The 13636-nt window shown below is 72.0% G+C and carries 12 protein-coding genes; 5 read left to right on the top strand and 7 right to left on the bottom strand.

The window, feature by feature from the left end:
* The first annotated feature begins 123 nt into the window (after positions 1 to 123).
* On the top strand, positions 124 to 1554 hold the full coding sequence (locus OG584_RS20220; RefSeq protein WP_405779727.1) for an MFS transporter: 1431 nt from the start codon (positions 124 to 126) through the stop codon (positions 1552 to 1554).
* Between the two features lie 40 nt (positions 1555 to 1594).
* Here OG584_RS20220 and OG584_RS20215 read toward each other — a convergent pair whose 3' ends face one another.
* From OG584_RS20215 to OG584_RS20205, 3 genes are read right to left on the bottom strand one after another with little or no spacing between them, the layout of a single operon-like run.
* Entirely contained in the window at positions 1595 to 2644 is a 1050-nt protein-coding gene (locus tag OG584_RS20215) for a Zn-dependent alcohol dehydrogenase (protein WP_405779726.1), read from the bottom strand.
* Positions 2641 to 3825, bottom strand: a complete 1185-nt coding sequence (locus tag OG584_RS20210) for an acyl-CoA dehydrogenase family protein (protein ID WP_405779724.1) — start codon at positions 3823 to 3825, stop codon at positions 2641 to 2643. Before OG584_RS20210 ends, OG584_RS20215 begins: the two co-directional genes overlap by 4 nt.
* 56 nt (positions 3826 to 3881) lie before the next feature.
* Positions 3882 to 4796 carry an SDR family NAD(P)-dependent oxidoreductase gene (locus OG584_RS20205; protein ID WP_405779722.1) on the bottom strand — a complete coding sequence of 305 codons (915 nt, stop codon included), beginning with the start codon at positions 4794 to 4796 and terminating at the stop codon, positions 3882 to 3884.
* Positions 4797 to 4881: 85 nt separating this feature from the next.
* Between OG584_RS20205 and OG584_RS20200 the strand changes: the two genes are divergently transcribed.
* A complete protein-coding gene (locus OG584_RS20200; RefSeq protein ID WP_405779720.1) occupies positions 4882 to 5808 on the top strand; it encodes a cyclase family protein in 927 nt (308 codons plus the stop codon).
* 257 nt (positions 5809 to 6065) lie between these two features.
* On the opposite strand, the gene OG584_RS20195 is transcribed toward OG584_RS20200, so the two are convergent.
* The 3 genes from OG584_RS20195 to OG584_RS20185 all read right to left on the bottom strand — a co-directional run bounded on the left by OG584_RS20195 (position 6066) and on the right by OG584_RS20185 (position 9105).
* Positions 6066 to 6599 carry an ATP-binding protein gene (locus OG584_RS20195; RefSeq protein ID WP_405779718.1) on the bottom strand — a complete coding sequence of 178 codons (534 nt, stop codon included), beginning with the start codon at positions 6597 to 6599 and terminating at the stop codon, positions 6066 to 6068.
* A gap of 419 nt (positions 6600 to 7018) precedes the next feature.
* The gene (locus tag OG584_RS20190) at positions 7019 to 7924 is read right to left on the bottom strand and encodes an acyl-CoA dehydrogenase family protein (RefSeq protein WP_405779716.1); all 906 of its coding nucleotides are present in this window, start codon (positions 7922 to 7924) and stop codon (positions 7019 to 7021) included.
* Positions 7924 to 9105 carry an acyl-CoA dehydrogenase family protein gene (locus OG584_RS20185; protein WP_405779714.1) on the bottom strand — a complete coding sequence of 394 codons (1182 nt, stop codon included), beginning with the start codon at positions 9103 to 9105 and terminating at the stop codon, positions 7924 to 7926. The genes OG584_RS20190 and OG584_RS20185 overlap by 1 nt, the downstream gene beginning before the upstream one ends.
* 170 nt (positions 9106 to 9275) lie before the next feature.
* On the opposite strand from OG584_RS20185, the gene OG584_RS20180 reads away from it, so the two are divergent.
* Positions 9276 to 10805, top strand: coding sequence for a class I adenylate-forming enzyme family protein (locus OG584_RS20180; RefSeq protein ID WP_405779712.1), 1530 nt, complete (start codon positions 9276 to 9278; stop codon positions 10803 to 10805).
* A 238-nt stretch (positions 10806 to 11043) separates the two neighbouring features.
* Here the strand turns inward: OG584_RS20180 and OG584_RS20175 are convergent, their stop codons facing one another.
* A complete protein-coding gene (locus OG584_RS20175; protein WP_405779710.1) occupies positions 11044 to 11439 on the bottom strand; it encodes an STAS domain-containing protein in 396 nt (131 codons plus the stop codon).
* 331 nt (positions 11440 to 11770) lie between these two features.
* Between OG584_RS20175 and OG584_RS20170 the strand changes: the two genes are divergently transcribed.
* Together OG584_RS20170 and OG584_RS20165 are read left to right on the top strand one after the other, a co-directional pair.
* Positions 11771 to 12352, top strand: coding sequence for a sigma-70 family RNA polymerase sigma factor (locus tag OG584_RS20170; RefSeq protein WP_405779708.1), 582 nt, complete (start codon positions 11771 to 11773; stop codon positions 12350 to 12352).
* Entirely contained in the window at positions 12349 to 13575 is a 1227-nt protein-coding gene (locus OG584_RS20165; RefSeq protein ID WP_405779706.1) for a zf-HC2 domain-containing protein, read from the top strand. The genes OG584_RS20170 and OG584_RS20165 overlap by 4 nt, the downstream gene beginning before the upstream one ends.
* The last annotated feature ends 61 nt before the right edge of the window (positions 13576 to 13636 follow it).

Below are 13636 nucleotides of genomic sequence, written 5' to 3'. Positions count from 1 at the left end.
GGGGGTGGCGGGAAGCAGAATTCCGGCCGGATCACGACTGCTCCGTACGGGAGCGAAAGTTGGCCCGAATGGGCACCTGCGGAGGATGGCCCGGCAGTCCCACCGACCGTAGGGTGACCGCCCATGGCACATCCCTCCGACGATTCCGAGCCGGCTGCGGCCCCTGCCGCGACCATCGATGCGGCCGTTCCGGGCCCTGCCCAGGCCCCCGGCCGCACCTCCTCCGGACCGGACTCCGCCGCGGACCCCGCAGGGCCCGCGTCCGATGCCACCGGGGCCGGCGGCAAGGGAGCAACGCCGGGCGGGGCCGGCACTCCGGGCGGGGCCGCACAGCTGCCGTCGCTCTGGCGTGACCGGCGGTTCGTGCTGCTCTCGTCGGCCCGGACCATCTCGGTGCTGGGCAACGCCTTCGCCCGGGTGGCGCTGGCGTTCGCGGTGCTCTCGCTGCCGGGCGCCACACCCGCGCGGCTGTCGCTGGTGCTCGCCTGCCAGGCGCTGCCGCAGCTGGTCCTCATCCTCGCCGGGGGTGTCGTAGCGGACCGGATGTCCCGCTCCCGGCTGATGATGTTCGCGGACTGCCTGGGCGCCACCGCGTACGCCGGACTCGCCGCGATGGTCATCACCGGGCACGCCCCGCTGACGGCGATGTGCCTCCTCGCGGTGCTGGCCGGTGCGGCCGGGGCGCTGTTCGCCCCCGCCATGTCCGGGGTGGTCCCGCTCATCGTCCCCGCGCCGCAGCTCCAGCGGGCCAACGCGATGCTGCGGGTCGGCATGAACGGTTCGATGATGGTCGGTCTGGCGCTCTCCGGTGTGACCGTCGCCTGTTTCGGTGCGGGCTGGGCGCTCGCCCTGAACGCCGCGTCCTTCGCGGTGAGTGCGGGCCTGGTCCGGGGGCTGCGGCTGACGACGACCCCACGGGCCGCGTCGTCCGCGTGGGCCGATCTACGCGACGGCTGGCAGGAGTTCGCGTCCCGGCAGTGGCTGTGGGTCGTGGTCTGCCAGGCCGCCGTCATGGTGGCCGCGAGCTCCGCGACATCCGGGGTACTCGGTCCGCTGGAGGCGGAGGCCCACCTGGGCGGCGCGGGTGCCTGGTCGGCCATCGTCGCCGCGCAGGCGGTCGGCACCGTCGCGGGGGCATCCTTCGCCGTGCGGCTCCGGGTGCGCCGCCCCCTCTTCGTCGCGGTTCTCGCGATCTTCCCGGTGGCCGTGCCGATGGCACTGCTCGCCGGGCACGCGCCGGTCTGGGTGATCTGCCTGGCGATGTTCTGCTCGGGTCTCTCCACCGATGTGTTCGGCGCGCTGTGGGAGACCACCATGCAGCGGGAGATCCCCGAGGAGGTGCTGTCCAGGGTCAGCTCCTACGACTGGTTCGGCTCCCTCGCGCTGGCCCCGCTCGGGCTGCTGGTGGCGGGGCCGGTCGCGGCGGCGGTGGGGACGCGGACGGCGCTCGCCGGATGCGCCGTGATGACCGTCGTGGCCACGTTCGGGGCGCTCATGTCCCGCGAGGTGCGCACGCTGCGCGGTCCGGAAGGCTCAAGCTCGCCGGGCGTCTGAGGACCGGGGCCCCGGAGGGCCCCGTGGAGGTGCGGCCCCCTCAGAACGTCAGCACCCCCCGCGCGACCTTCCCCGCTTCCGCGTCGGACACCGCGCCCGCGAAGTCCTCCACCGGGTACGTCCGCGTCACCAGTTCGTCGAGGAGCAGTGCCCCTCTCGCGTACATCCCCGCGTACAGGGGGATGTCCCGCTGCGGGCGCGAAGCACCGTACCGGCAGCCCAGGATGGACTTGTCCAGGAACATGGACGACACCAGGAACGACGCCTCAGCCGTCGCGGGCGGGGTGCCGAGGAGGATGGCCTGGCCGTGGCGGTCCAGCAGGTCGATGGCCTGCCGGATCAGCTCCACCCGGCCCACGCACTCGAAGGCGTGGTCGGCGCCCCTAGGGAGGATGTCCCGGACGCCCTCGGCCGACGTGAGGAAGTGGGTCGCCCCGAACTGCCGGGCCACCGCCTCCTTCTCCGGGTTCGCGTCCACCGCGACGATGACCGGCGCACCGGCGATCCGCGCGCCCTGGAGGACGTTGAGGCCGATGCCGCCGGTACCGATGACCACCACCGAGTCCCCGCGGTCGACCTTCGCCCGGTTCAGTACCGCTCCGACACCCGTCAGCACCCCGCACCCGATGAGCGCCGCCGATGTGAGCGGGATGCCGGCGGGTATCCGCACCGCCTGGACCGCCTTGACGACGGTACGTTCGGCGAACGCCGAGTTGGACGCGAACTGGTACAGCGGGCTGCCGCCCCGTGAGAACGGCCGGCCCGGCATCCCGATCGCCTTGCGGCACATCGTCGGTCTGCCGCGGTCGCAGTCCGCGCACGCACCGCAGTTGGCGAGGGTGGAGAGCGCCACATGGTCACCGGGGGCCACATGCTTCACCCCCGCCCCCACCGCCTCGACGACGCCCGCGCCCTCGTGTCCGAGTACGACCGGCACGGGGAAGGGGATCGTCCCGTCGATCACCGAGAGGTCGCTGTGGCAGAGTCCGGCCGCTGCGACATCCACCAGGACCTCGCCCGGTCCCGGATCACGTATCTCCAGGTCGTCGACCACCTGGGCCTGCTTGCCGTCGAAGACGACACCCCTCATCTCGGCTCCCTCGGTAGGCCGAGCACCCGCTCGGCGATGATGGTGCGCTGGATCTCGTCGGAGCCGCCGTAGATCGTGTCGGCCCGGCTGAAGAGGAACTGCCTCTGCTGTACGTCGAGTTCGTACCGGTCCCCGGGCTCCCAGACACATGGGCCGACGGCGCCGCCCGGCCCGCGCACCTGCACCGCCAGTTCCCCGAGCCGCTGGTGCCAGCCGCCCCAGAGCAGCTTGGCGACGCTCGGGGCCCCGGCGTCGCCCGTACGCCCCAGGGTGCGCAGGGCGTTCCACCGCATGGTGCGCAGCTCGGCCCACTGGCGGACCAGCCGGTCGCGCAGCACCGGGTCGGCGGTGGCGCCGGAGGCGACCGCCGCTTCGACGACCTCGGCCAGCTCGGTCGCGAAGCCGATCTGCTGGACCAGTGTCGACACCCCGCGCTCCAGGGCGAGCAGGCCCATGGCGACCTGCCACCCGTTGCCCTCGCCGCCGACCACGGACTCCGCCCGTGCGCCGTCGAAGAAGACCTCGTTGAACTCGCTGGTGCCCGACATCTGCCGGATCGGCCGTACGTCGATCCGGTCCTGCTGGTCCATCGGGACCAGCAGGAAGGACAGCCCGTGGTGGCCGCGTGAGCCCGGCTCCGTACGGGCCAGGACGAAGCACCAGTCGGCCTCCCGGGCGAGCGAGGTCCAGATCTTCTGGCCGGTGATCCGGTAGGCGCCGTCGCCGTCGCGTACGGCGGCGGTGCGCACCGCCGCCAGGTCGGACCCGGCGCCCGGCTCGCTGTACCCCTGGCACCAGAGCGCTTCACCGCGGGCGATGGGCGGCAGGAAGCGGGACTTCTGCTCGTCGTCGCCGAACGCGATCAGCGTGGGCGCGAGGAGGTTCTCGCCGATGTGGCCGACCCGTCCCGGTGCGCGGGCCCTCGCGTACTCCTCGGCCCAGACGACCTGTTGGGTCAGGGTGGCCCGGCGGTTGCCGAAGTCGCCGTCCCAGCCGATGCCTATCCAGCCGCCGCTGCCGAGTTCCCGCTCCCAGGCGCGGCGCGGGTCCGCACCCTCGTGTCCGCCGCCTGGGCCGCCGGCCGTGCCGACGGCGGCGAACCCGCCACCTGAGCGGGCCGCCAGCCAGGCCCTCGCCTCCTCCCGGAAGGCCGCGTCGTCAGGGCCGGGGGAGAAATCCATGCCGCCACCCCCTTACGCCCCTTCTGCGGCCCGGCCCGTGGTGTCCGGTGGCCCGGTCAGCCATTGGGCCGCTCCTTGGCCGCCGCCGCCCGAGCCATCGATTCGAGTTGCGCCAGCATCGGCATCGGGTCGACGCCCACCGTCCCCGGCAGGAAGTCGGCTATCCGCTCGGGCGTCCACGCCGCGCCCTCCGCGTATCCGGCGCGCAGTTCGCGCGGCTGGGCCCAGACCGCGATCTTCGGGCCTGCGATCGTGTACACCTGGCCGGTGATCTTCTCCTCGCGGGCGCGGTCGGAGAGGAGGTACGTGACGAGTGCGGCCACATCCTCCGGTTCGCCGATCTCCTTCAGCTCCATGGGCACGTTCGCCGACATCCGGGTCCTGGCCACCGGGGCCACCGCGTTCGCCGTGACGCCGTACTTGTTGAGGCCGAGTGCGGCGCTGCGCACCAGTGAGATGATGCCGCCCTTGGCCGCGCTGTAGTTGGCCTGGGCGACGCTGCCCTGGTGGTTGCCGCTGGTGAAGCCGATCAGCGTGCCGCCGCCCTGCTTGCGCATCACCGCCGAAGCCGCCCGGAAGACGGTGAAGGTGCCCTTCAGGTGAGTGGCGACCACCGGGTCCCACTCCTCTTCGGACATGTTGAAGAGCATCCGCTCCCGGAGAATCCCCGCCACGCAGACGACGCCGTCGATCCGCCCGTACCGCGCCAGCGCGACATCGACGATGCGCTGCCCGCCCGCCATCGTCGAGATGTCGTCCGCGACGGCGACGGCCTGGCCGCCCGCCGCCAGGATCTCCTTGACGACGGCCTCGGCGACTTCGCTCTCCGGTTCACCGCCTTCGACGGGAACGCCGTAGTCATTGACGACGACGCGTGCTCCCTCGGCCGCGGCCGCGAGCGCGACCGCCCGGCCGATGCCACGCCCGGCACCTGTCACGGCGATGACTTTGCCTGCCAAGAAGTTCCCCATGCCCGGCCCCTTCCCGCGGTTTCTGACGGTCCGTTAGATTTTACGGGTAGTCAGACAGCCGAGCACAAGACCCCCGGAGGCCCCGATGTCACTGCCGGCCGCGTTCCACGACATCGCCGCACGCGTCAACAACTGGGGACGCTGGGGCGCCGACGACGAGATCGGCACCCTGAACCTGGTCACCGACGAGGTCGTACGGCAGGCGGCGGCGAACGTACGGACCGGCCGCCGGATACCGCTGGCGATACCCCTGCAACAGGACGGCGTGCAGACCGGGATGATTCCGGGACGGGTGAATCCGCTGCACTCGATGGTCCAGCTGAACCAGGAGCTCTTCGGCCCCGGCACCGTGGCCACCAGCGACGATGTCGTGACCATGAGCCTCCAGACGGGCACCCACTGGGACGCGCTCACGCATGCGTCGCACTCCGGGAAGCTCTACAACGGGCGCCCGGCGGAGTCCGTCACGGCCCACGCCGGTGCCGAGTTCAGCGGGATCGGCACAGTGCGCCACCTCGTGTCCCGCGGGGTACTCCTCGATGTGGCCCGCGCTCTGGGAGTGGACCGGCTCGACGGCGGCCGGGCGGTGACACCCGAGGACCTGGACGCGGCCGAGGAGCTCGCGGGTACGGCCGTGCGCGCCGGGGACATCGTGCTCGTACGGACCGGACAGGTCAGGCTCTACCTCGGCGGCGACAAGCACGGTTACACCTACCCGTCACCCGGACTCTCCGTCCGCACCCCCGAGTGGTTCCACGCCAGAGATGTGGCAGCGGTCGCCAACGACACGGTCACCTTCGAGATCTTCCCGCCCGAGAACGAGGATCTGTGGCTGCCCGTGCACGCCCTGCACCTGGTCGAGATGGGGATGCTCCAGGGGCAGAACTGGAATCTCGAAGAGTTGTCCACAGCCTGTGCGGAAGAGGGCCGCTACAGCTTCCTGCTCTCCGCCACACCCGAACCCTTCACGGGCGGTACGGGGGCACCGGTCGCTCCGGTGGCGCTCCTCTGAGCACGGCGGCCGGGACGGACAGCGGTGCCGCACGGCGAGTTCCGGGTGGCGGCGTCACGACAGCCGCCACCCGGAACGGCGCGGGCGCCGCCCTCCCCGCGCGAGAGGCCCTGACCGGCGCCGGACGCGACCCGTATGGCACCGGGATCCGAGCCCCCACACCCCCCGGCATCCCCGGCGTCCCCCCGCGGCGGATCGCTTCTGCAAGAGTGATCAGGTAACCACTCCGCGTCAACACCAGTACCGCCCTTTGTGAGTTACACCCCATTTGTGACAGCGCGCGGGGGGTCGTACGAACCGGTCTCGCGCATGACCTCCACGCGCTCCGGCGCACCTCCCCCGATCTCGCACACGCCCCGGTCCGCCTCGCACCCGCCCGGATCGATCTCGCACTCGCCCCGGTCGACCTCGCACCAGATGGACTTGCCGTGCCCCTCGGGCTGCCAGCCCCAGCGGTCCGCGAGCCCGTCGACCAGTTCGAGGCCGCGGCCGTTGGTGTCCTCGCCCTGCGCGTGCCGGGGGCGCGGCGGGCAGGCGCTGGTGTCGGCCACCTCGACCCGGACCGTGCCGGAGTCGTCGGGCGGGCCGAACAGCATCCGCAGTACAGCCGGACACCCGGTGTGCACCACGGCGTTGGTCACCAGTTCCGAGATCAGCAGGATCAGTGTCTCGGCGAGTGGTTCATCGACCCTTATGCCACAACCGACGAGCCTGGACCGCGCCCATCTACGAGCCCGTCCCACTTCCGCGGGGTCGGGTCCGACCTCCAGCTGAACCTGAAGCACCTGCACCGCTCACACCATCCGAACCGGCCGGGGGTACCGCCCAGGCTTTTCAAGCACTGGGGGAACATCGCCTAGCGCCTCCCAGGGATCACGGACCGTGATTCCCTTGGGAGACAGCATGGTTGACGTACAGTCACCGCAACAAGCGCTTCAGGCATATTCCAGCGCGAAGGAGTAGGCGTGGTGCATACTGTGCGACGCTTGCTGCGGGCAGTCGAACGCGGGCGCTTTTCGCACCCACGTACGGTGCGAACGGCGCGCATGCCCCGACCCGCTGCCACCTCGGAGGCGCCAACGGGACATCCGCGCAACACGGTCATTCGCATTCCACGGAGCGTACCGGAGCGCGGAGCCGACTCCGGCCTGTGACGGCCCTGTCGAAGGACACAACCCGGTATCGACGCTCGGTGACACTCCGGTTACCCTCACAGCGCGGCGGCGATCAGCTCCGCGGCCTCGGCTTCGGTGATCCACTGCCCGGCCCTCACCCAGGCCCGTTTCAGATGAAGATGAACATCTGCCTCCCAGGTGAATCCCATCCCGCCGTGTACCTGGAGGCAGTCCCGGGCGTTGCGTACTGCCGCATCGTCGGCGAGCAGCTTGGCGCCCGCCACTTCGGCGTCCGGTACGCCCGCACCGTTCCCGACCGGGCCCGCACCGTCCGGCCCCGCCTCGGATGTCACCGCTGCGGCGTACACCGCCGCCCTGGCCACCTCGGTCCGTACGAGCATCTGTGCGCAGAGGTGCTTGACGGCCTGGAAGGTGCCGATAGGCCGGCCGAACTGCTCACGCCGCTGCGCGTACTGGACGGCCAGTTCGGTGGTGCGCGCCGCGCTGCCGAGCTGCTGGGCCGCGGTGAGCAGGACCGCCGCGGGGCGCGGGGTGCGTGCCCCCGGTACCCGGTGCAGCGGGGTGAGCGGGTCCACCGACCGCAGGGGGCGCGCGCCCGCCACCTCGCCCAGCACTTCGTCGGCCTCCGCGAGCCACTCCACCAGGGCGCCGTCCGACGCAGCGACGACGGTCCTGCCGGTGTCCGCACCGGGCACCGTGCCCGCGGCGAGGTGCGTGGCGACCAGCGGCCCCGGGAGCAGCGACCGCCCCGCCTCCTCGAAGACAAGAACGGCCTCGGGCAGTCCGAGACCGACTCCGCCGTCCGCCTCGGGCAGCCGGAGCGAGAAGAGCCCGGCGTCCCCGAGCTGCTGCCACAGGGCCCGGTCGAGGACCGGCCGTTCCACGGCTGCCCGCAGCGCCTCCTGGCCGAAGCGGCCGGCCAGGAGCTGCCGGAAGCCGCTCCGCAGGGCCAGTTGGTCGTCGGTGAGCCTGAACTCCATCAGCGCTCCTTGGGGAGGCCGAGAATCCGCTCGGCGACGATGTTCTGCTGGATCTGCGAAGTGCCCGCGGCGATCGTGTACGAGAGCGAGGACAGCCGGTCCTGGTTCCAGGGGTGCGCGAGGTCGAGCGCGTCGGGCCCCAGGACTTCGGCGGCCGCCTCGTACAGCTCCTGGCGGGCCTGCGAGTAGCGGAGCTTGAAGACCGAACCGCCTATTCCGGGCACGGCGAAGCCGCCGCCCCCGCCGCCGCCCTGCGACTCGCTCACGTTCCACTGGGTGAGCCGCCACAGCGCGGCGAACTCGGCGCCGAGCCGCCCCAGCCTGCGGCGCAGCGCGGGGTCGTCCTCCCAGCGGCCGTTCTCCCGTGCGGTGCGGGCCAGTTCACCCAGCGTGCGGCGGCACGCGACGACCTCGCCGACGAAGGCGGTGCCGCGCTCGAAGGAGAGGGTCACCATCGTGACCCGCCAGCCGTCGTTCTCGGCGCCGACCCGGTCGGTGACCGGAATCCGCACCTCGTCCAGGAACATCTCGGCGAACTCGGTGGACCCGGCGAGTGTCCGCAGCGGCCGCACGGTCACGCCCGGGGCGTCCATCGGCATCGCGAGCCAGCTGATCCCCCGGTGCTTGGGCACCGCTTCGCTGACCGGTTCCGTACGGACCAGCAGCTCGCACCAGTCCGCGACCTCGGCGTGCGAGGTCCAGATCTTGGATCCGCTGACCACATAGTGATCACCGTCCCTGACCGCCCTGGTCCGCAGCGACGCCAGGTCGGAACCGGCACCGGGCTCGCTGAACCCCTGGCACCAGATCTCGTCACCGCGCAGCACCGGCGGCAGCCAGCGCGCCCGCTGCTCCGCCGTCCCCTCCGCGGCGATCGTCGGGCCCGCGTGCAGCAGCCCGACGAAGTTCGCCCCGACGTACGGGGCTCCGGCGCGCTCCGTCTCCTCCAGGAAGATCAGATGCTGGGTGGGGGTGGCTCCCCGGCCGCCCGCGTCGGCAGGCCAGTGCAGGCCCGCGTACCCGGCGCCGTACAGCATCCGCTGCCACGCCGTGTCGTACGCCCGGCGCCCCGGCCAGTCCAGCGGGTCCGGCGCGGGCGGCAGCTCCGGGACGGCTTTCGCGAGCCACTGCTTCAGCCGCGCGCGGAAGGCCTCTTCGTCCTCCGTGTACCTGAGGTCCATCAGCGCCCTTCCGGTGTATCCGGTGTCCCGGTATCCGGCGGACAGATACCTGACGCCCCGTCAGGTCACAGGCTAGCTCCGGCCCCCTGGACCGACAAGACGCATGGCCCTACGCTCTCGACTCAATCTGACTACCCGTCAGCTACATGGGCGTACGAGGGAGTTCAGGCATGGACGAGACCGCACACGCACTGAGTGCTTCCCGCACGCTGTGGGAGCTGGCCGACCGCCGCGCCGGACTCACCCCGGACCGGCCCTTCCTGCTCCAGGGCGACCGCTCCCTGACCTTCGGTGGACTGCGGGATGGCGCCGAGCGCGTCGCCGCCGGGCTGTACGGGATGGGGGTGCGGCCGGGCAGCGTGGTCGCCTGGCAGCTCCCGACCAGGATCGAGACGGTGCTGCTCTCCTTCGCCCTGGCCAGGCTCGGCGCGGTCCAGTCGCCGGTGATCCCGTTCTACCGGGACCGCGAGGTCGGCTTCGCGCTCCGCGAGTCCCGGGCCGGGTTCTTCGCCGTACCGGGCACCTGGCGCGGCTTCGACCACGCGGGCATGGCCGCTCGCCTCGGCGCCCGGGGCGTCTTCGAGGTGTACGGCACCCTCCCGGACGGCGACCCCGGCATACTCCCGGCACCGCCCACCGACGGCACGGCGGTCCGCTGGATCTACTGGACGTCCGGCACCACGTCCGACCCCAAAGGGGTGCTGCACACGGACCGTTCACTGATCGCGGGCGGCTCCTGCCTCGCCCACGCCCTGCGCCTCACGGCGGACGACGTCGGCTCGATGGCCTTCCCCTTCGCACACATCGGAGGCCCGGACTACGCGGTGATGCTGCTCCTGTACGGCTTCCCGGCCGTCCTGTTCGAGCACTTCGCGATGGACACGGCGCTCCCCGAGTACCGCAGACACGGGGTGACGGTCGCGGGCGGCTCGACGGCGTTCTACTCGATGTTCCTCACCGAGCAGCGCAAGGCCCCCGGCCGCCGGCTCGTCCCCACCCTGCGGCTGCTGGCGGGCGGCGGGGCGCCGAAGCCGCCGGAGATCTACCGCGCGGTGGTGCGCGAGATGGGCGTCCAGCTCACCCACGGCTACGGCATGACCGAGGTCCCCATGATCACCATGGGCGCCCCCGACGACACGGCCGAGAACCTCGCCACCACGGAGGGCCGTCCACCGGCCGGGATGGAGATCCGCATCGTGGACCCGGCAGGCGGGCCGGTACCCGCCGGGGTGGACGGCGAGGTGCGGCTGCGCGGCGAGGCGGTCTGCCAGGGGTACGCGGACCCGGCACAGGCAGCAGGCGCCTTCGACGCCGAGGGCTTCCTGATCACCGGTGACGTGGGCCACCTCAGGGAGAGCGGTCATCTGGTGCTGACCGGGCGGGTGAAGGACATCATCATCCGCAAGGGCGAGAACATATCGGCCAAGGAGATCGAGGACCTGCTGCACCGGCATCCGGCGGTGGCCGACGCCGCTGTCGTCGGGCTCCCGGACCAGGAACGCGGCGAACGGGTGTGTGCGGTGGTCGAGCGGCGGCCGGACACCGAGGACCTGACCCTGCCCGCCATGTCGGCGTTCCTGCGCGGCGAGGGCCTCTCCGTGCACAAACTGCCGGAACAGCTGGAGGTGGTGGACACCCTGCCGCGCAACGACGCGCTGCGGAAGGTACTCAAGTACAAGCTGCGGGAGTTGTACGGCTGAGGGCCGGCGGGCGCTCAGCCGCGGCACACCAGGACGGTCAGCGGGATCACGATGCCGACCCGGGAGCCGTCCCCTGCTCCGGAGTCGGGGAAGGGGGCATCCCGCAGCGCGCTCCCGCCCCCGGCCCCGTACGTGCGCTTCCGCCCGCCCGGGGCGCCCGGCACGGCCTCAGGAGCAAAGCTGCGGGCGCATTCCGCCTGCCGCCCAAGCCATAGGGTGCCGGAAGCCGGCTGTCGCCTCAGGCCGAGATCGGCTGCGCGTCGTCCGCCGTGGCGTCGTACACGTCCGCGTACACATCGAAGAGCCGCCGCACGCCCAGCGCGGACAGCACCTTGTTGACGTGCGCGGCGCCGCCCTGGCCCGACATGCCGCCCACCCCGCCGCTGCCCGGCAGGATCAGCCGCAGCCGGCCCTGGCAGGAGCGCATCAGACGGCGGGCCGCGATCAGCACACCCACGCCGCTGGAGTCGCAGAACACCACGTCCGAGAGGTCCAGCACCACATCGTGACAGCCGACGGCCACCGCGTCGTGGACCCGCTGCCGGACCTCGGGGGAACTCACCAAGTCCATTTCGCCCGATATGCGCAGGACGAGCCATTCACCGCGTTCGGCTTCGATCACGTTCAGCATCACGGGACTGGACCTCTCCGCTGTCGGTCTGCCGGTCCGGAAGATCCGGAAGTTTGCGTTCCACCTCGCAGCTGCCCCACTGCGCCCCCATGAAACACCTGCCCCACCATAAACACGTGGGCGATTTCGGACAGTAAAGATCAATTTTTTCGGCCGCCCCCGCCGTCGCTGCCGCATCTGCCGACCCGTCTCCGCGCGGGGTCCGGCGGAGAACGGGACAGCCCTCCTTACCACCCCCGCATCTCCCGAGGACCACACTTGGTGCAAAGAGGCGCACTCGGCAGGTCATCCGGTTACTGTCGAAAGGGACGAAGGGCAGATGCTTGGGGGCCTCATGCCGAAGGACGCACCACCCCGGTGGGACCGCAGGATGCAGCAGCGCCTCGCGCGGGGTGAGGCAGCGGCGCTCGGCGAGCTGTACGACCGGTTCGCCTCCCTCGTGCACAGCCTCGCCCACCGCGTGCTCGACGACGACGACGACGCGGACCGCATCACCCGTGAGGTCTTCGCGTACGTCTGGGAGAACCCGGAGGAGTACGAGCCGAAGCACGGCTCCATGCGTTCCTGGGTGGCCACACTCGCCCACCGGCAGGCGGTCCGGCGGCTGCGGCAGACGGAGACGGCGTCGCTCGCCGCCCGCGGCGAAGGCACGACGGAGGAGCTGGAGCAGAAGGTGCGCAAGGCCTCGGCGGCGGCCCGCGCGGACTACATCGTGACGTCCATGCCCGCGCCGCTGCGCGCCGCGCTGGAGCTCGCGTACTTCCAGCGCCGGGACTACCGGCAGACCGCCGCCGACCTCGGAGTCACCGAGGACGAGGCGCGGCGGCGGCTCAGGCTGGGCCTCCAGCTGCTCTCCACGGCCAACACCCGCCCCGCCGAAGGGGCTTCACCGCCCGGATACGGCCGTGCCCTGTGACGGGGCCCGCCGAGGAACCGGCCGGGCGTCCCGATGAGGAGTTCCCGCCGCCGCGGATACCCGGACCACGCGGGGCAGCCGACGACCTGGCCTTTCTTCCGGCGCCGCCGGTGACGCTCTCGCACAGGGTCCTGAAGTCGCTGCTCGGCGCCTGGGCGCTGTCGGCCTGCTCCCCCGAGGAGACCGAGGCCGTCGAGGACCACCTCACCGACTGCGCGCCCTGCGCGGACGAGGCTCTGCGGCTGCGGGACGCCGTGGCGCTGCTGCACACCGAGCGGAGCCTGGACCTCGACCCGCTGCTGCGGTCCCGGGTGCTCCAGGGCTGCCTGGGCCGCAGGCCGGCCCGTATCCCGATCCCCGAGTGGGCCGCGCCGTACGACGCGGAGACCGCGAGGCTGGACGCCCTGCTGAACGACTTCGGCGATGCCGAGTGGCACGCACCGGTCCGGCTGAAGTGGTACGAGGACGAGCACGCCACATCACAGCGGACGACAGTCGCCGGTGTCATCGGCCATCTGCTGACCGTCGACGGCCTGGTGTCGACGGCACTGGGGCTCGACGACAGCCTGGGCGGCCTCCTGGGCGCCGAGCCCCCGCCCTCCCCGACGGAGCGCACCCGGCGGTACTGGCAGGCGCTCGCCGCGCCCCCGACGCGTACGATCCGTGAGCCCTGGCGCGAGCAGAGCCACACCCTGCTCCGTACGGTCTCCTTCGCGGGCCAGGATCTCCCGGAACTCTTCGTGCCGTACGGGGAGTTCAGCCTGTCGCTGCGGGACTCGCTGCTGGACAGGGCCTTCGAGTGCTGGGTGCACGCCGGGGACATCGCGGACGCGGTGGACTACCCGTACGACCCGCCGACGTCGGCCCATCTCAACCTCATGATCGGCCTGGCGGCCCGGATGCTGCCCGCTGCGGTGGCCGGCCGCCGCCGCTCGGGCCTGGCGAGCCCGTCCCGCCGCACGGCCCACACGGGCACACCGGGCCGTTCACTGCGGCTGGAGATCGAGGGCGCGGGCGGCGGCGACTGGTACATCGCGCTGGACTCCCCGGCAGCCGAGGGTTCCCCGGACCACTCGGTGGCCCATGTCGCCCTGGACGGCGTCGAGTTCTGCAAGCTGGCCGCCGGACACGTGGAGCCGGAGGAGGCGGTGGCCGGGCAGGAGGGTGACCGTGAGGCGATCCGGGACGTCCTGTTCGCGGCGGCGTCACTGAGCCGGATGTAGCGGGCCGCGCGGCGGCGTACCGGCCGCACCTCGCAACCCGGGCCGGACGCGATCCGAGCCC

The sequence above is a fragment of the Streptomyces sp. NBC_00859 genome, from assembly GCF_045161865.1.
Lineage (GTDB): Bacteria > Actinomycetota > Actinomycetes > Streptomycetales > Streptomycetaceae > Streptomyces.
This window is presented reverse-complemented; position numbering and strand designations above follow the sequence as displayed.